Origin of the sequence: Micromonospora sp. DT231 (genome assembly GCF_049847025.1) — a bacterium.
Lineage (GTDB): Bacteria > Actinomycetota > Actinomycetes > Mycobacteriales > Micromonosporaceae > Micromonospora.
On record NZ_JBNCNO010000004.1, the window covers coordinates 437,341 to 453,902 of the forward strand.

The window sequence follows — 16,562 nt, forward strand, 5'->3', positions numbered from 1 at the left end:
CTAAGGTGCTTCTCGTGGACCTCGTGACCCTCCAGGACGTGCCGCTCGGCCGCCTCCTACTGGTGGCCGGGCACCTCGTCGAACAGCGGTGGAACCGCTATCTCGCCGAGGAGCACGGGCTCACCCATGCCGGCATGGTGACCCTGATGACACTCGCCCGACACGGCGAGCTGCCGCACCGTGAGGTCGCCGAGATGGGCTTCGTCCGCCCGGCGACCCTGACCGGCATCGTGGACACGCTGGCCCGGGACGGGTTGGTCGAGCGGCAGCGCGACGACAGCGACAGGCGCAGCATCCGGCTCGCCATCACCCCCGCCGGTCGGGAACGGGTGGCGAAACTCACCGCCATGATCCACTCCGGACGCCCCATCACCTCGGTCGACGCCGACCCGGTGAAGGCCCAGGTGATCCGGGAGTTCCTGCTAGAGGTCATCGGCAGCGGGGACGACCCGCGGATGACCGGCCGCCCTACCGATCCGAAGGACCCGGCGTGCTGATCCGACTGTTGCGCGGCCAACTGCGCACCTACAAACGACCGTTGCTGGCGGTGGTGCTGCTCCAGTTCGTGGGCACCATGGCCTCGCTCTACCTGCCCAGCCTCAACGCCGACATCATCGACAAGGGCGTGGCGCGGGGCGACACCGACTACATCGTCCACACCGGCGGCTGGATGCTGCTGGTCAGCCTGATCCAGATCGTCTGTGCGACCGCCGCGGTCTACCTGGGCGCGCGGACCGCGATGGGCTTCGGCCGGGACGTCCGGGCCAAGCTGTTCGGGCACGTCAACCGCTTCTCCGCCCGCGAGGTGGCCCGATTCGGAGCACCCTCGCTGATCACCCGCAACACGAACGACGTGCAACAGGTGCAGATGCTCGTCCTGATGAGCTGCACCATGCTGGTCGCCGCCCCGATCATGAGCGTTGGCGGCGTGGTGATGGCGCTGCGCGAGGACGTCGGGCTCTCCTGGCTGATGCTTGTCAGCGTGCCGGTCCTGGCCATCACGCTCGGCGCGATCATCCGTCGGATGGTGCCGGGCTTCCGGCTGATGCAGACCCGCATCGACACGGTCAACCGGGTGCTGCGCGAGCAGATCACCGGCATCCGGGTCGTCCGCGCGTTCGTCCGCGAACCGTACGAGACGGACCGGTTCGGCGTCGCCAACGCCGACCTGACCGCCACCGCGCTGCGGACCGGCCGGTTGCTGGCGCTGATCTTCCCGGTGGTCATGCTGGTGCTGAACGTGTCAAGCGTGGCGGTGCTCTGGTTCGGCGCGCAACGGGTGGACGCCAACGCGATCCAGGTCGGCGCGCTCACCGCCTTCCTGCAGTACCTGATGCAGATCCTGATGGCCGTGATGATGGCCACCTTCATGCTGATGATGGTGCCCCGGGCCGCGGTCTGCGCCGAGCGGATCGTCGAGGTGCTGGACACCGACTCCTCGGTGGTCCCCGCCGCCGAGCCGGTCAGCGAGCTGGCCACCCGGGCCGAGTTGGAGCTACGCGGCGTGCGCTTCCAGTACCCCGGCGCGGTCGAGCCGGTGCTGCGCGACATCTCCTTCCGGGCCACACCGGGCACCACCACGGCGATCATCGGCAGCACCGGCGCCGGCAAGACGACCCTGCTGTCGCTGATTCCCCGCCTGGTCGACGTCACCGCCGGCGCGGTGCTCGTCGACGGGGTGGACGTGCGTGAGCTGGCGCCGGACGAGCTGTGGCGGCGGATCGGCCTGGTGCCGCAGCGGCCGTACCTGTTCACCGGGACGGTCGCCAGCAACCTGCGCTACGGCAACCCGGACGCCACCGACGAGGAGCTGTGGGCGGCACTGGAGATCGCCCAGGCTCGGGACTTCGTGGCCCAGATGCCCGGCGGCCTGGAGGCACCGATCGCCCAGGGCGGCACCACCGTCTCCGGTGGGCAGCGGCAACGCCTGGCGATCGCGCGGGCGCTGGTCCGGCAACCCGAGATCTACCTCTTCGACGACTCGTTCTCGGCGCTCGACCTGGGCACCGACGCGCGACTCAGAGCCGCCCTGCGGCCGATCACCGCGCAGTCCGCGATGGTGATCGTGGCCCAGCGGGTGTCCACGATCATCGACGCCGACCAGATCATCGTTCTGGAGAACGGAGGGGTCGTCGGAGTGGGACGACACGCGGAACTGTTGGAGACCTGCCCGACGTACGCCGAGATCGTGGCGTCCCAGCAGACGACGGAGGTGGCGGCGTGAGCGAGCGCGACGAGCCGCGGACCGCGGCCGTACCCAGTCAGAAGCCGGCCGGCGACGAGCGGACGCCGGGAGGGGACGCGTCGCCGCCCGGCGGCGGCGCGGTGACGCCGAAGCGGCTGCCGCCCGGCCGTCCGGGCGGTGGTCCGCCGTGGATGAGTGCCGGGATGCCCGCCGAGAAGTCGATGAACTTCGGGCCGTCCGCCCGCCGGTTGCTCGGCCGGCTGCGCTCGCACCGACTGCACCTGGCCGCGATCATCACGTTGGCCGTGGTGAGCGTCGGGTTCAGCGTGGCCGGGCCGAAGATCCTCGGCCACGCGACCGACCTGATCTTCACGGGGGTGGTCGGCCGGGACCTGCGCGCCGGCACCACCGTCGCGCAGGCCGTCGCCGAGGCGCGGGCCAACGGCAACGACAGTTACGCCGACATGCTGACCCGGATGGACGTGGTGCCCGGCGTGGGCATCGACTTCACCGCCCTGGGGTGGGTGCTGCTGCTGGCGCTCGGGCTCTACCTGGCCGCGAGCGTGCTGGCCTGGTGGCAGGGCTGGCTGCTCAACGGGGTGGTCCAGCGCACCGTGCTGCGGCTGCGCGCCGAGGTGGAGGAGAAGCTCAACCGGCTGCCGCTGCCGTACTTCGACAGGCAGCCCCGCGGCGAGCTGCTCAGTCGGGTCACCAACGACATCGACAACATCTCGACGAGCCTCCAGCAGACGCTGAGCCAGCTGCTCACCTCACTGCTGACCGTGATCGGCGTGCTGGCCGCGATGTTCTGGATCTCACCGCTGCTGGCCCTGGTGGCCCTGGTCGCGGTGCCGCTGTCGGTGCTCGTCACCCAGCGCATCGCCAAACGCTCACAGAAGCAGTTCATCGCCCAGTGGACCCACACCGGCGAGTTGAACAGCCAGATCGAGGAGGCGTACACCGGTCATGAGCTGGTGAAGGTCTTCGGCCGGCAGCGTGAGGTGGAGGCCTCGTTCCACGCGAAGAACGAGGAGCTGTTCCGGGCGAGCTTCGGGGCGCAGTTCGTCTCCGGGATCATCATGCCGTCGATGATGTTCATCGGAAACCTGAGCTACGTGGCGATCGCCGTGGTCGGTGGGCTGCGGGTCGCCTCCGGCACGATGAGCCTGGGCGACGTGCAGGCGTTCATCCAGTACTCCCGGCAGTTCACCCAGCCGCTCACCCAACTGGCCTCGATGGCCAACCTGCTCCAGTCCGGGGTGGCCTCGGCCGAGCGCGTCTTCGCGGTGCTCGACGCCGACGAGCAGACCCCCGACCCGGTCGAGCCGGCCCGGGTCACCGACCCGCACGGGCGGGTCGAGTTCGAGCACGTCTCGTTCCGCTACGAGCCGGACAAGCCGCTGATCGACGACCTGTCGCTGGTCGCCGAGCCGGGGCACACGGTGGCGATCGTCGGCCCGACCGGCGCCGGCAAGACCACACTCGTCAACCTGGTCATGCGCTTCTACGAGCTGGACGCCGGCCGGATCACGCTCGACGGGGTGGACATCACGACGTTGCGCCGCGACGACCTGCGCGGCCGGATCGGCATGGTGCTGCAGGACACCTGGCTCTTCGGCGGCACCATCCGCGACAACATCGCCTACGGGCGGCCGGACGCCACCGAGGAGGAGATCCTCGCCGCGGCTCGGGCCACGTTCGTGGACCGGTTCGTGCGCAGCCTGCCGGACGGCTACGACACGGTCATCGACGAGGAGGGCAGCAACGTCAGCGCCGGCGAGAAGCAGCTCATCACCATCGCCCGCGCGTTCCTCGCCGAGCCGTCGCTGCTGATCCTGGACGAGGCCACCAGCTCGGTGGACACCCGCACCGAGGTGCTGCTGCAACGGGCGATGGCCGCGCTGCGTTCGGACCGGACCAGCTTCGTCATCGCGCACCGGCTGTCCACCATCCGCGACGCCGACCTGATCCTGATGATGGAGGACGGCCGGATCGTCGAGCAGGGCACCCACGAGCAACTGCTCGCCGCCCACGGCGCGTACCACCGGCTCTACCGCTCCCAGTTCACCGGCGGGGTGACCGACGAGGAACCGGCCGACCCCGCCGCCCAGCCGGCGTCGGTCTGAGAGGCGGGTCGCCGCCGTGCGCGCCACGCGACCGGCGGCGACCCACCCCCGCTCGGCGGGTGGGTCAGCCCGCCGGGAGCAGCTCGGTGGCGCGGGCGGCGACCTGCCCGCCGATCAGGGCCAGCGCCGCGTCGGCGGGCATCGGGTCCAGGGCCCGGCCGCCGCGCAGGCGCAACGCGAGGCGCCCGTCGGCCGCCTCCCGGGAACCCAACACCCCGAGGTACGGGACGCGACGGCGGGCCGCGTCCCGGATCCGGGCACCCAACGAACCGGTGCCGTCCACCTCGACCCGCAGGCCGGCGTCGACGGCCCGGCGGGCCAGGTCGTCCGCCGCGTCGGCCTGCCCGTCGTCGACCGGCAGCAGCACCAGTTGGACAGGCGCGTACCAGGCCGGGAAGGCTCCCTCGTGCACCTCGATCAGGTACGCGAAGAGCCGCTCCATGCTGCCGACCAGGCTGCGGTGCACCAGCACCGGTCGACGCCGGCTGCCGTCCGAGTCGGTGTACGACAGGTCGAACCGTTCCGGCTTGTCGAAGTCGAGCTGGATGGTGGAGATGGTCGACTCCCGGCCGGCCGCGTCGACGATCTGAATGTCGATCTTCGGGCCGTAGAAGGCGGCCTCGCCGGGCGCCTCGACGTACTCCACCCCGGCCAGCGCGCCCCGGAGCAGCTCCTCCGCGTGCGCCCACTGCGCGTCGTCGCCGACGTACTTCTCCCCCGGCCCGCGCAACGAGAGCCGGAAGCCGGCCGGGCGGACGCCGAGCGCGGCGTGCGCGGCGCGGATCAACCCGAGGATCTCGACGACCTCCCCGCCCACCTGCTCGGGGGCGCAGAAGGTGTGCGCGTCGTTGAGCGAGATGGCCCGCACCCGGGCCAGCCCGCCGAGCACCCCGGAGCGCTCCGAGCGGTACATGCCGCCCAGCTCCGCGATCCGCAACGGCAGTTCCCGGTAGGAGCGGCCCCGGGCCCGGAAGACCAGGGCGTGGTGCGGGCAGAGGGCGGGGCGGAGCACGAACTCGTCGTCGGCGCTCAACCGCATCGGCGGAAACATGTCGTCGGCGAAGTAGCCGAGGTGCCCGGAGAGCTCGAAGAGTTCGCGCTTGCCCAGCGGGGGCGAGTAGACGTGCTGGTGGCCGGAGACGCGCTCCAACTCCCGGACGTACTCCTCGACGGCATGCCGGGCGGCGGCGCCGGCCGGCAGCCAGATCGGCAGGCCGGCGCCGGCCAGCGGATCGGAGACGAAGAGGTCCAGCTCACGGCCGAGCCTACGGTGGTCGATCATGTCGGGCTCCTGGATCGGGTACGACCCGGAGGCGACCTGGGACCCGTTCGGCGCGCGGCCCTCGGGGGCGGATCGCCCCGGGGCCTGGTCGACTGTGGTTACGTCAGAGCGGCACGCCGGGGATTCCCGGCGTCGTGGTCACCACTACCGCGCTGCGCATACGGCGACCGTACTCGCGGGGCAACCGGGGACGCACCCGGATTTACGGCGGCGAGCAGAGAGGTGGGCCGCCGGCGCGGGACCCGCCGGCGGCCCTGGCGGCCCGAATCGTCAGGAACGGGGGACCCGACGGGCATGGGCCGCGCCCGTCAACGGTACGCCGACGTACGCCGATCCGCCGACCGGTACCGGACGGGTGGGACGGGCGGCGAACCCGTCACCCGGGATCGGTTGACCTCGTTGTACCTGGGTGGCCCCCGTCGTGTCGACCGTCACGACGGGCCGGGCCCGTCCTCGGTGACGCCGGACACGCCGTCAGGCTCAAGACACCCAATCGGCCGCATTCGGCGAGGTGGCAGGCGTGCCCGAACTACTGACTGACGTCGCATCGCCGACGTGGGCGTACCTGGTGCTGCTCGCCCTGCTGATCGCGGACGCCTTCGTTCCGGTGATCCCCACCCAGATCATCATGATCACCAGTGGGGCGCTCACCGTCTACGGCGGGCTCAACCTGCCGGTCACCATCGCCGTCGGCGCACTCGGTGTCTTCGCCGGGGACCTGGCCTGTTATCTGCTCGGACGGGTCGCACCGGACCGACGGCCACCCCGGCACGCCGAGCTGAGCCGGGCCCGCCGGATGGCCAGTCGGGTGACGCAGGGGCTCCGCCAACCCGGACCGCTCGTCATCCTGCTCTGCCGGTTCGTGCCCGGCGGCCGGATGGCGGCCTGCTTCTCGGCCGGCCGCAGCCGTTACCCGTACCGGCTGTTCGTGCTCTACGAGGCCGTCGCCGCGCTGGGCTGGGCCACCTACGGCGCGCTGGTGGGGCACCTCGGCGGCACCGCGCTCACCGAGTCGGCGTGGCGACTGGCCATCATCGCCACCGCCGCCGCGGCCGGCTTCGCCGCGGCGGGATGGGCGATGACTCTGGTCAGCGCCCGCCATGCCCGCGCCGCCGCGGTAGACGTCCCCATCGACTGAGTGTGGGCCCGTCGGCCCCACAAGATTGCCTGCGACTGGCGTACCTCTAGGGGTGGTCCCTCGGGGCGATGTCGGTGGGCTTCCCGGATCCGGTTCGGGTGCCCTCGGCGACAGGCTGAGGCATGCCCGTTACCCGGAACACCGGCCTGCTGGCTCTCGGCGGGATCGCCCTGGCGGCCCTGCTCACCGTGATCGGTCACCTCGAAGTCAACAACGACCTCAACCCGTGGGCGCTGACCGTCAGCGACTTCGCGGTCTCCGACCGGGGCGGTGTCATCGACGTCGCCATGGTGGTGCTGGCGCTCGCCACGGTGGCGCTGCTGTGGGGGCTGCGCCGCACCGGCCCACCCCGACCGCGCGCCGGGACCGCGGAGGTGCTGCTCGGCGCGTGGGTGGGCGGGCTGCTGCTGGCCGCGCTGGTGCCGACGAACGAGCCGGGCACCGCCATGACCACGTCGGCCTACCTGCACCGGTACGCCTCGGTCGTCGCCTTCCTGGCGCTGCCGGTCGGCGGCTGGCTGCTCGCCCGGCGGCCGGATCTGGCCACCGCGGCCCGGACGCTGCGCACCCTCGTCCTGCTCAGCCTGGCCCTGGCGGCGGCCATGGTCTGGTCCGCCTACCCCGGCGACCGGGCGCTCATCGGCCTGGCCGAACGCCTGCTCATCCTCACCGAGGTAGCGGTCCTCGCCACGGTGGCGGTCACCCAGACCCGAGCCGTCGATCATGGAGTCGTGGTGCGCCGCGAGAGGGACGTGACGGTGTGAACCCGCCACCACCACTCCATGATCGACCTGAGCGGACGGGGGCGGGAGCTACTCCAGCTCGTGGAGCATCAGCTGGCGGGCCGCTTCCGTGATGGAGCCGGAGAGGCTCGGGTAGATGGTGATGGTCTGGGCCAGCTCGTTGACCGTCAGGTTGTTCTCCACGGCCATGGTGATGGGCAGGATCAGCTCGCTGGCCTTCGGCGCGACCACCACACCGCCGATCACCTGGCCGCTGGCCGGCCGGCAGAACAGCTTCACGAAACCGTCGGAGAGATCGTCCATCTTCGCCCGGGCGTTGCCGGACAACGGCAGCATCACCTGCCGGGCCGGGGTCTTGCCCGCGTCCACCTCGTCCTGCGAGACGCCAACGGTGGCCAGCTCCGGGTCGGTGAAGACGTTCGCCGCGACGGTACGCAGCCGCAGCGGACGCACCGCCTCGCCGAGCGCGTGCCACATGGCGATCCGGCCCTGCATCGCGGCGACACTTGCCAGCAGCAGCACCCCGGTGCAGTCACCGGCGGCGTAGATGCCGGGCACGTTGGTCCGGGAGGCCCGGTCGACAGTGACGTAGCCGCCCCGGCCCAGCTCGACGCCGTACTCGGTCAGGCCCAGGTTCGCCGTGTTCGGGATCGACCCGACGGTGATCAGCGCGTGCGAGCCGGTGACCCGGCGGCCGTCGGACAACTCCACCTCGACGCCGTCGGCGGTACGCCGGACCGCGTCCGCCCGGGAGTTGTTGAGGATCTCCATGCCCCGGTTGCGGAACACCCGCTCGATCGCCGACGCGGCGTCGGCGTCCTCGTGCGGCATCACCCGGTCCCGGCTGGACACCAGGGTGACCTGGACCCCCATGGCCAGGTACGCGCTCGCGAACTCCGCTCCGGTGACACCCGAGCCGACCACGATCAGGTGCTCGGGCAGCTCCGGCAGGTCGTACACCTGACGCCAGGTCAGGATGCGCTCACCGTCCGGTACGGCGGTGGGCAACTGGCGGGGTGTCGAGCCGGTGGCCACCAGCACCGTGGTCGCCGCGATGGAGTATTCCTCCGTGCCGTCGGCGGGCGTCACGACGACCCGGTGGGTGTGCCCGAGGGCGTCCTCGCCGAGCCGGGCGGAGCCGGCCACGAACGTGACGCCGGCCTTGAGCAGCTTGGCGTGGATGTCGGCGGACTGCGCCAACGCCAGACGCTTGACCCGCTCGTGCACGGCCCGCGCGTCGACGGTGACCGCCTCCAGGCCGTCCGAGTGCACCCCGAACTCCTCGGTGTCCCGGTAACCGGTCACCACCTGCGAGCTGGCGATGAAGGTCTTCGACGGTACGCAGTCGGAGAGCACGCAGGCCCCACCGGCACCGTCGGCCTCCACGACTGTGACATCGGCGTCCAGTTGGGCGGCGACCAGGGCCGCCTCGTACCCGGCCGGCCCCCCACCGATGATCACGATCCGGCTCACAGCGTTCGCCCTTCGTCCAATTTCACAGTGACTTTGTTCTCCCGAGCGCATTCGACACGCACTGTCGTATTCTCCCCCACCCGTCCGTCGGGCTATCGTCATCGCCGTGCGTCATCACGCCGCCTACGGCTCAAATCTCGACCCTGCCCGGATGCGCGCCTACTGTCCGCATTCGCCGATGGTGGGCACCGGCTGGCTGGAAGGCTGGCGGCTGACCTTCGCCGGGGCGGACGTGATCGGCTGGGAGGGCGCGGTGAGCACCCTCGTCGAGTCGCCCGGTGACCGGGTCTTCGTCGCGCTCTACGACATCCACCCGTACGACGCCGGCCAGCTCGACGAGATCGAGGGAGTGACCGCCGGCACGTACCGCAAGCTGCACGTCCGGGTCTCCACCCTCGACGGCGACGTGACCGCGTGGATCTACGTCTTCAACGGGTACGAGGGCGGCCTGCCGACCTCGTGGTATCTCTCCGAGATCGCGAACGCCGCCGAGAAGGCGGGCGCCCCGGACGACTACGTCACCGAGTTGCGCTCCCGCCCCACCGGCACCGCGTCGGCGTAGCAGCGCGTATCGCACCTCCCCAGTCTGCTACCGCCGCGCACCGGACCGCGGGTCGGGTGCGACCGGGGTCGGCAATCACACACCGGCGGCGAGGTCGGCCCGGGTGCGGTGCAGCAACTCGACAAGCTCGATGCCGGCAGCCGGGCCGAGGGCCGTGAACGCCGGCGCGACGAGACGGTTGGTCACCGCCTCCGCCCAGAGTCGCCGGCGCACCAACGGCCCGATCGGCGGGTAGGGCGGCGGCCAGCCGCAGGCCACCGCCCCGGCCTCCCCCTCCGGCCCGGACAGCACGGCCTCCAGCGGGGTCATCCCGGCGGCGCGTACCGCCAGCAGGTAGGCGCCTGTGAAGTGTTCCCGGAGCAGTCGCAGCCCGGCCGCACTGCGGGCCCCGGCGGAGAGATCCGGCAGCGGCATGGCCCGCCACGCGGCGAAGAGCGGCATGGCGCTGGCGTCCGCCGCCACCACCGCCCGCTCGACGAGCACCGCCAGGCGTTCGGTGGCGGGCAGGGCGTCGAGCCGCTGCGCGCCCCACCGGCAACACTCGGCGAGGCTCGCTGCGGCCACCTCGACCGGCGAGACGATCCGGGCGGCGGCATCCCACCCGTCGGCGACCGCGTCCGGCGCGATGAACCCGAGCGCCGCGGCGGCCGTCTCGGCCCGCACGTCGCCGAGCGCGCCGGCCCGGCCACTTATGTAGAACGCCCAGCCGGAGATGCCGAGCAGCCGGGCACGGCGCAGCGTGCCCGGGTCCCGGGTGAACGCGTCGCCGAGGTCGAGCACGACCGGCTTGCTGGCGGCAGCGACCTGCTCCGGTGTCATCCGAGTGACCCTCTCGGGCAACCCGATCCGTCGACCACGGCAAGGCCCCGATCCGGGGGCACCCGCCCTGGACGGCCCGCACACTCGTCGTCGTCCATCGATTGTCAGTCTGCCGCGCCACCGCCGGCGTCCGCATTCCCCTCTTCGGCCGCCAACGCCTCCACCGCCGCCTCCACCTCGCCCGCGCGCCGCCGCGCCACGGTGACCGCCCGTTCGGCGGCCCGCCGCGCGAGTTTGGCCCGGCTGAGATCCTGCTCGGCGACCGCCCGCCGCCGCTCCAGCTCGGCCAGTTCGGCCTCGATCCCATCGAGTACGGCGGCATCGTCCCGTTCCTGTCCGGCCGCCTCGGCCAGCTCGGCCTCCGCGCGTTGCTGGTCTTTCCGAGCCTGGGCCAGCTCCCGGTCCAGGGCGCGACGTTGCCGGGCCCGCTCGGCACGGGCGGCCCGCTGCGCCGTCCGCTCGGCCTGCTCGGCGCGCTCCGCGGCCCGATCCGGGCGGGGCACCGCCTCGGGACGCCCTCGCTGGGCACCCGGTCGACGGGCCGGGCGCTCCTCCTCGGGCTCCTCGTCGTCGGCGGTGACCAACCTGAGCTGCGGCCGGGGCACCTCACCGAAACCGGCGTAGCTGGCCGCCCGGAGCAGGCGGCCCGCCCGGACCTGCTCGGCGACCTCGACGTCGGAGAACGCCGCGTTCAGTGTCGACTCCACCTCGGCCAGCGGCAGCCGACCGGCCGGTGGCGCGTCCGGCTCGGCCGCGGCGAGCTTGCGGACCTCGGCGACCAGGGCGCCGACCACCGCCCGGCGCTGCGCGGACAACTCCCGCAGTCGGGGCCCGCGCAGCTCCCGCTGGGCCGTCCGCAGCGCGTCGGCCAACTGGACCAGGTCGGCGACCAACTCCGGACGTGTGATGGCGAGCAGGTTCACCAGCCAGGCCGCCACCGTCGGGCGACGTAGCCGGGCCAACTGTCGGGCGGCGCCCGGATCGCCGGCACGGCGCGCCTCGGCCACGGCGGCGTCCCGGGCGGCCACGAACCGGTCCGGTGGGATGCGGTAGAGCTGCTGCACCAGCTCCGCTGAGGGGCCGGGCATCGCCTCAGACGTCCACCCGGCTACCGGGCTCCAGCCGCTGGTACTCGGTGCCGGACAGCGCGGTGTACTGCCCGTTCAGCACCCGCAGGCCGTTGTCGTTGAGCAGGCCGTCGTGCAGGGCGTACGCCCGCCGGGGCGCGACCGCGCGGATGAAGTCGAGCACCTCGGAGAACTTCGACCAGGGGGCGTGGATCGGCGCGAAGAGCGTGTCGACGGGTGTCTCGTCGGGCACCACCAGGGAGTCGCCCGGGTGGTAGACCACGTCGTTGATCAGGTAACCGAGGTTGTCCACCACCGGGATGTCGGGGTGGATCACGGCGTGTCGCCCCCCGTACGCCCGGACGGCGACCCCGGCGGCGGTGAACGACTCACCGGGGGTGACCGGGCGCAACGCCTCGGCCGCGTCGCCCAGGGTCTCGGCGAGCGAGGCGGGTCCGTAGATCGGGAACGGCTGCCTGTCGAGTTGTCGGCGTACCGCGGCCAGGTCGAGGTGATCGGCGTGCAGGTGGGTGATCAGCACCGCGTCCGCGCCGTCCAACGCCGTCGCGGAGTCGCTGAACACCCCGGGGTCGACGACGAGCACTCCCCCGTCGTGTTCCACCCGGAGGCAGGAGTGGGCGTACTTGGTGAGCCGCATCGTGACTCCTCGATTATCGAATCGTGATGTCCTCAGCGCAGTCTGCCGGAACCAGCCGACGTGTGCGCCGCGTCCGAGCTATCGCCACACCGGACGACGACGAGGGAGCGGGGATGGACGGACAGGTGGTACGACACCGCGGCAGACTGCTGGCGGTGACCGCACTGGCGGCGGCGCTGGCGTTGACCGGCTGCGGGGCCGACGACAGCGGGACCGCGGACTCGGTCGCCCCCGCGGTGGCCAACGGCGACGCCGCTCAGCGGGACAACGCGGCGGCAGCACCCGAGGCCGCCAAACCCGGGGAACCACAGAAGGGTGGGGTCGGGGCACCCCAGCAGGCCGGCACCGGGGCGCCGGACCTGCGCGTCGACCAGCGGGCCATCATCTACACCGGTGCGATGCGGGTGCAGGTGGACGATGTGGACGCCGAAGCCCGGGAGGTGAGCGCCCTGGTCACCCGCGCGGGTGGCTTCATCGGCGGGGACCAGCGGCGCAGTGCCGACGCCGACGCGGTGGCCGAGTTGCAGTTGCGGGTGCCGGCGGAGAAGTTCACAGCCGTGGTGGACGAGATCGCGAGGCGCGGCCGCCAGCAGAGCCGCGAGATCAGCACCGAGGACGCCACCGAGGCGATCGTCGACCTCGACGCGCGGATCACCACTCAGCGGGCCCGGGTGGAGAGCGCCCGCCGGTTGCTGGCCCGCGCCAGCTCGATCACCGACCTGGTGTCGTTGGAGAACGAGTTGGGTCGCCGCGAGGCCGACCTGGCGTCGTTGGAGGCCAAGAAGCGGCGACTGGCCGACCTGACCGCCCTCTCCACGATCACCGTGACACTTGTCGGGCCGGCGGCGAAGGTCACCGAGGAGAAGGACGAGAGCGGCTTCCTGGTCGGGCTCAAGGGCGGCTGGAAGGCGTTCGTCGCCTCGTTGACCGTCCTGCTCACCGTGCTGGGGGCGCTGCTGCCGTGGCTGGTGGCATTCGGCGTACCGGTGGCGGCGCTGCTGCTGGTGCTGCGCCGGCGGAGGAAGGCCCCGACCGTGACCGCTGGAGTCAGCGCGCCGCCGCCAGTGCCCGCAGCGCGGTCTGCACCATGACGCGGACGCCCGCGGGGATCGCCCGCTCGTCCACGTCGAAGCTTGCCCGGTGCAGGTCGACGTTGGGACCCGAGCGGCCCACGCCGAGCCGGGCGAGGGCGCCGGGGACGTACTCCAGATACCAGGAGAAGTCCTCGCCGCCCATGCTCTGCGGCGTCTCGGCGATCCCTTCCGGGCCGAGCGCGGCGGCGGTGGCCGCGGTCAGCACCTGGATGGCCCGGGCGTCGTTGCTGACCGGCGGCCGGCCGCGCAGGTATTCCAGGTCGACGGTGGCGCCGGTCGGCGCGATCACGTCCCGGACCACCTGAGCGACGATCTTGGGTGCCTGCTCCCAGGTGTCGCGGTCCATCACCCGCAGGGTGCCGGAGGCGCTCGCCTCGGAGGGGATGACGTTGTAGCGGGTGCCGGCCGAGGCGTGGCCGAAGACCAGCAGCAGACCACTGTTGGCCGGCACCCGGCGGCTGACCAGGGCGGGCACCTCGGTGACCAACCGGCCGAGCGCGTCGACCAGGTCGACGGTCAGGTGCGGCCGCGCGGTGTGCCCACCCGGGCCGGAGAGCCGGACGGTGACGTTGTCGGCGGCCGCGGTGATCGGGCCGACCCGCAGGCCGACCCGCCCCACCGGCAGGTTCGGGTCGCAGTGCAGCGCGAAGATCTGCACCACGTCGTCCAGGCCGCCGGCCTCGATGACCTCCAGCGAGCCGCAGGGCAGGATCTCCTCGGCCGGCTGGAAGATGAGTCGGACCCGCCCGTCCAGCTCACCGAGGTCGGCGAGCTGGGCCAGCAGCATGCCGACGCCCAGCAGGATCGTGGTGTGCACGTCGTGCCCGCAGGCGTGGCAGACGCCCTCGACGGTCGACCGGTAGGGCACGTCCTTGAGGTCGTCGAGGGGCAGGGCGTCGATGTCGGCGCGCAGCGCGACCACGGGGCCGTCCGGCCGGCCGTTGACGTCACAGATCACACCGTTGCCCTTGGGCAGCAGGCGCGGGTTGAGCCCGGCCAGCGAGAGCTCCCGGGCGATCAGGGCGGCCGTCTCGAACTCGTTGCCGGAGAGCTCAGGGTGCGAGTGGAGGTGACGGCGCGTAGCGATCAGCCCCGGAACCCGGAGGGCGAGGAGGTGGTCCAGTTCACCCGGCAGCGGCTGGGAGCCGGGCGGCGTCTCCAGCCAGGACGCCAGCTGGCCACCCGTGGGCAACGTCAACGCACTCGTCACGTCGAATTCTCGATCACTAGAGATGGATGGATCATCGGGGACAGCAGACAGCCTAGACCTCCGACGGTGACGCTGCGCAACCTCGTTACGGTAGTGATCAGATCGCGCAGCGTCAGATATGCCCTGTTCGGAGCGCTCGGAGATGTGTGGGATAGCAGGTAGATCGCTGTCGAACGCCGACATCCGCCCCTCACCTCCTACAACGCGTAACCGATCGCGGCGGCTCAGAATCCGGCGTGACGCGCGCGGATGCTGGTGCAAATTGTCGCATTAGTCGGGGTGATGAACTGACACTCCGACAATTAGCCGACCACACTCCGCGACAAGCCGGATGGACGCTCACACGGAGCCGTCCGCCACGGGCGCACACCGTGTGCGTCCGCGCTCCTCCGACCCGGTACCCGCCCAGCGCGACGGACACACCGCGACCGGGACGCTCAGAAGCGATCGGTGGGCCGGTACAGCCCCCACACCTCGCGCAGCGTCCCGCACACCTCACCCACGGTGGCCCGGGCCCGCAGCGCCTCCTTCATCGGGTAGAGCACGTTGTCCGAGCCCTCCGCGGCGGCCCGCAGGTCGGCGAGGGCCTGCGTCACGGCCGCGCCGTCCCGCTCGGCGCGCAGCCGCGCCAGCCGCTCGGCCTGGGCCGCCTCGATCGTCGGGTCGACGCGCAGCGGCTCGTACGGCTCCTCCTCGTCCACGGCGAACCGGTTGAGCCCGACCACCACCCGCTCACCCGAGTCGATCTCCTGCGCGATCCGGTACGCGGACTGCTCGATCTCCCGCTTCTGGAACCCGGCCTCGATCGCGTCCACCGCCGAGCCGTGATCGGCCACCCGCTCCATCAACTCGAGGGCGGCGGCCTCGATCTCGGCGGTCATCGCCTCCACCACGTACGACCCGGCGAACGGGTCGACGGTGGCGGTCAGGTCCGTCTCGTACGCCAGCACCTGCTGGGTACGCAGCGCGAGCCGGGCCGCCTTCTCGGTGGGCAGCGCGATCGCCTCGTCGAAGCTGTTGGTGTGCAGCGACTGCGTGCCGCCGAGCACCGCGCCCAGCCCCTGCACCGCCACCCGGACCAGGTTCACCTCCGGCTGCTGCGCGGTGAGCTGCACGCCCGCGGTCTGGGTGTGGAAACGCAACATCATCGACTTCGGATCCTTCGCGCCGAAGTCGTCGTGCATGAGTCGGGCCCAGATCCGCCGGGCGGCGCGGAACTTCGCCACCTCCTCGAGCAGTGTGGTGCGGGCCACGAAGAAGAACGACAGCCGGGGCGCGAAGTCGTCCACCGCGAGCCCGGCGGCCAGCGCCGCCCGCACGTACTCCACGCCGTTGGCCAGGGTGAACGCGATCTCCTGCACGGGTGTCGCGCCGGCCTCGGCCATGTGGTAGCCGGAGATGGAGATGGTGTTCCACTTCGGCACCTCCTTGCGGCAGTACGCGAACGTGTCCGCGACCAGGCGCAGCGACGGCTTCGGCGGGAAGATGTACGTCCCCCGGGCGATGTACTCCTTGAGGATGTCGTTCTGGATCGTGCCGTTGAGCGCCGCGCCGGGTACCCCGTTCTCCTCGGCGACGAGCTGGTAGAGCAGCAGCAGCACCGAGCCGGGCGCGTTGATGGTCATCGAGGTGGAGACCTTGTCCAGCGGGATGTCGGCGAAGAGCAGCCGCATGTCCTCGATGGAGTCGATGGCGACGCCCACCTTGCCGACCTCGCCGTGCGCGATCGGCTCGTCGGAGTCGTAGCCCATCTGGGTCGGCAGGTCGAACGCGACCGAGAGGCCCATCGTGCCGGCCCGCAACAGCTGGTGGTACCGCGCGTTGGACTCGGTGGCGGTGCCGAAGCCGGCGTACTGACGCATGGTCCACGGACGGGAGGTGTACATGGTGGGGTAGACCCCCCGGGTGTACGGAAACTCGCCGGGGGCGCCCAGCCGGGAGTCCAGGTCCTCCGGAAGGTCCGCGCCCGTGTAGACGCCCTTGATCGGAAAATCGGACTCGCTTGACCGCCGTTGGTTCATCCCCGGATGGTAGGACGCGCCGGCGCGTCGTCGGGTGAGGGATACCGCACAGCCCGTTCCGAGCCGTCGACAGGAGGTGAACGACGAGGCACTTTCTGTCGAGTTCGACAAACGTCCGTCGCGTCGGCTTTCGCATCGGGCGTCGGAACCAGCAAGATAGGGGAGTTGTGTCCCAGCCCCCCTC

The 16,562-nt window shown here is 71.7% G+C and carries 14 protein-coding genes; 7 read left to right on the forward strand and 7 right to left on the reverse strand.

The window, feature by feature from the left end; genetic code table 11:
• The first annotated feature begins 14 nt into the window (after positions 1 to 14).
• The 3 genes from ACPXBU_RS13405 to ACPXBU_RS13415 are packed head-to-tail and all read left to right on the forward strand — an operon-like array spanning position 15 to position 4,311.
• The gene (locus tag ACPXBU_RS13405; protein WP_425758259.1) at positions 15 to 497 is read left to right on the forward strand and encodes a MarR family winged helix-turn-helix transcriptional regulator; all 483 of its coding nucleotides are present in this window, start codon (positions 15 to 17) and stop codon (positions 495 to 497) included.
• Entirely contained in the window at positions 491 to 2,224 is a 1,734-nt protein-coding gene (locus ACPXBU_RS13410) for an ABC transporter ATP-binding protein (protein WP_425758260.1), read from the forward strand. Before ACPXBU_RS13405 ends, ACPXBU_RS13410 begins: the two co-directional genes overlap by 7 nt.
• Positions 2,221 to 4,311, forward strand: coding sequence for an ABC transporter ATP-binding protein (locus ACPXBU_RS13415; RefSeq protein WP_425758261.1), 2,091 nt, complete (start codon positions 2,221 to 2,223; stop codon positions 4,309 to 4,311). Before ACPXBU_RS13410 ends, ACPXBU_RS13415 begins: the two co-directional genes overlap by 4 nt.
• Positions 4,312 to 4,375: 64 nt before the next feature.
• Here the strand turns inward: ACPXBU_RS13415 and thrS are convergent, their stop codons facing one another.
• Complete coding sequence (gene thrS / locus ACPXBU_RS13420; protein WP_425758262.1) at positions 4,376 to 5,593, reverse strand: threonine--tRNA ligase; 1,218 nt, start codon at positions 5,591 to 5,593, stop codon at positions 4,376 to 4,378.
• 520 nt (positions 5,594 to 6,113) lie between these two features.
• Between thrS and ACPXBU_RS13425 the strand changes: the two genes are divergently transcribed.
• Together ACPXBU_RS13425 and ACPXBU_RS13430 are read left to right on the forward strand one after the other, a co-directional pair.
• Positions 6,114 to 6,731, forward strand: a complete 618-nt coding sequence (locus ACPXBU_RS13425; RefSeq protein ID WP_393366339.1) for a DedA family protein — start codon at positions 6,114 to 6,116, stop codon at positions 6,729 to 6,731.
• Positions 6,732 to 6,853: 122 nt separating this feature from the next.
• Positions 6,854 to 7,495, forward strand: a complete 642-nt coding sequence (locus ACPXBU_RS13430; protein ID WP_425758263.1) for a DUF998 domain-containing protein — start codon at positions 6,854 to 6,856, stop codon at positions 7,493 to 7,495.
• 48 nt (positions 7,496 to 7,543) lie between these two features.
• Here ACPXBU_RS13430 and ACPXBU_RS13435 read toward each other — a convergent pair whose 3' ends face one another.
• The gene (locus ACPXBU_RS13435; RefSeq protein ID WP_425758264.1) at positions 7,544 to 8,947 is read right to left on the reverse strand and encodes an NAD(P)H-quinone dehydrogenase; all 1,404 of its coding nucleotides are present in this window, start codon (positions 8,945 to 8,947) and stop codon (positions 7,544 to 7,546) included.
• Between the two features lie 106 nt (positions 8,948 to 9,053).
• On the opposite strand from ACPXBU_RS13435, the gene ACPXBU_RS13440 reads away from it, so the two are divergent.
• Entirely contained in the window at positions 9,054 to 9,509 is a 456-nt protein-coding gene (locus ACPXBU_RS13440) for a gamma-glutamylcyclotransferase (RefSeq protein ID WP_130407236.1), read from the forward strand.
• A 75-nt stretch (positions 9,510 to 9,584) separates the two neighbouring features.
• Here ACPXBU_RS13440 and ACPXBU_RS13445 read toward each other — a convergent pair whose 3' ends face one another.
• From ACPXBU_RS13445 to ACPXBU_RS13455, 3 genes are all read right to left on the reverse strand, one after another.
• A complete protein-coding gene (locus tag ACPXBU_RS13445; RefSeq protein ID WP_393366333.1) occupies positions 9,585 to 10,328 on the reverse strand; it encodes an SCO6745 family protein in 744 nt (247 codons plus the stop codon).
• A gap of 104 nt (positions 10,329 to 10,432) precedes the next feature.
• Positions 10,433 to 11,416, reverse strand: coding sequence for a hypothetical protein (locus tag ACPXBU_RS13450; protein WP_425758265.1), 984 nt, complete (start codon positions 11,414 to 11,416; stop codon positions 10,433 to 10,435).
• Positions 11,417 to 11,420: 4 nt separating this feature from the next.
• Positions 11,421 to 12,053 (reverse strand): MBL fold metallo-hydrolase, encoded by a 633-nt coding sequence (locus ACPXBU_RS13455; protein WP_393366330.1) that lies wholly within the window; start codon positions 12,051 to 12,053, stop codon positions 11,421 to 11,423.
• 113 nt (positions 12,054 to 12,166) lie between these two features.
• Between ACPXBU_RS13455 and ACPXBU_RS13460 the strand changes: the two genes are divergently transcribed.
• On the forward strand, positions 12,167 to 13,144 hold the full coding sequence (locus ACPXBU_RS13460) for a DUF4349 domain-containing protein (RefSeq protein WP_425758266.1): 978 nt from the start codon (positions 12,167 to 12,169) through the stop codon (positions 13,142 to 13,144).
• Here the strand turns inward: ACPXBU_RS13460 and ACPXBU_RS13465 are convergent.
• Positions 13,101 to 14,357, reverse strand: coding sequence for an amidohydrolase (locus ACPXBU_RS13465; RefSeq protein WP_393366326.1), 1,257 nt, complete (start codon positions 14,355 to 14,357; stop codon positions 13,101 to 13,103). The genes ACPXBU_RS13460 and ACPXBU_RS13465 overlap by 44 nt on opposite strands.
• Positions 14,358 to 14,794: 437 nt before the next feature.
• Entirely contained in the window at positions 14,795 to 16,378 is a 1,584-nt protein-coding gene (locus tag ACPXBU_RS13470; protein WP_425758267.1) for an acyl-CoA mutase large subunit family protein, read from the reverse strand.
• Between the last annotated feature and the right edge of the window lie 184 nt (positions 16,379 to 16,562).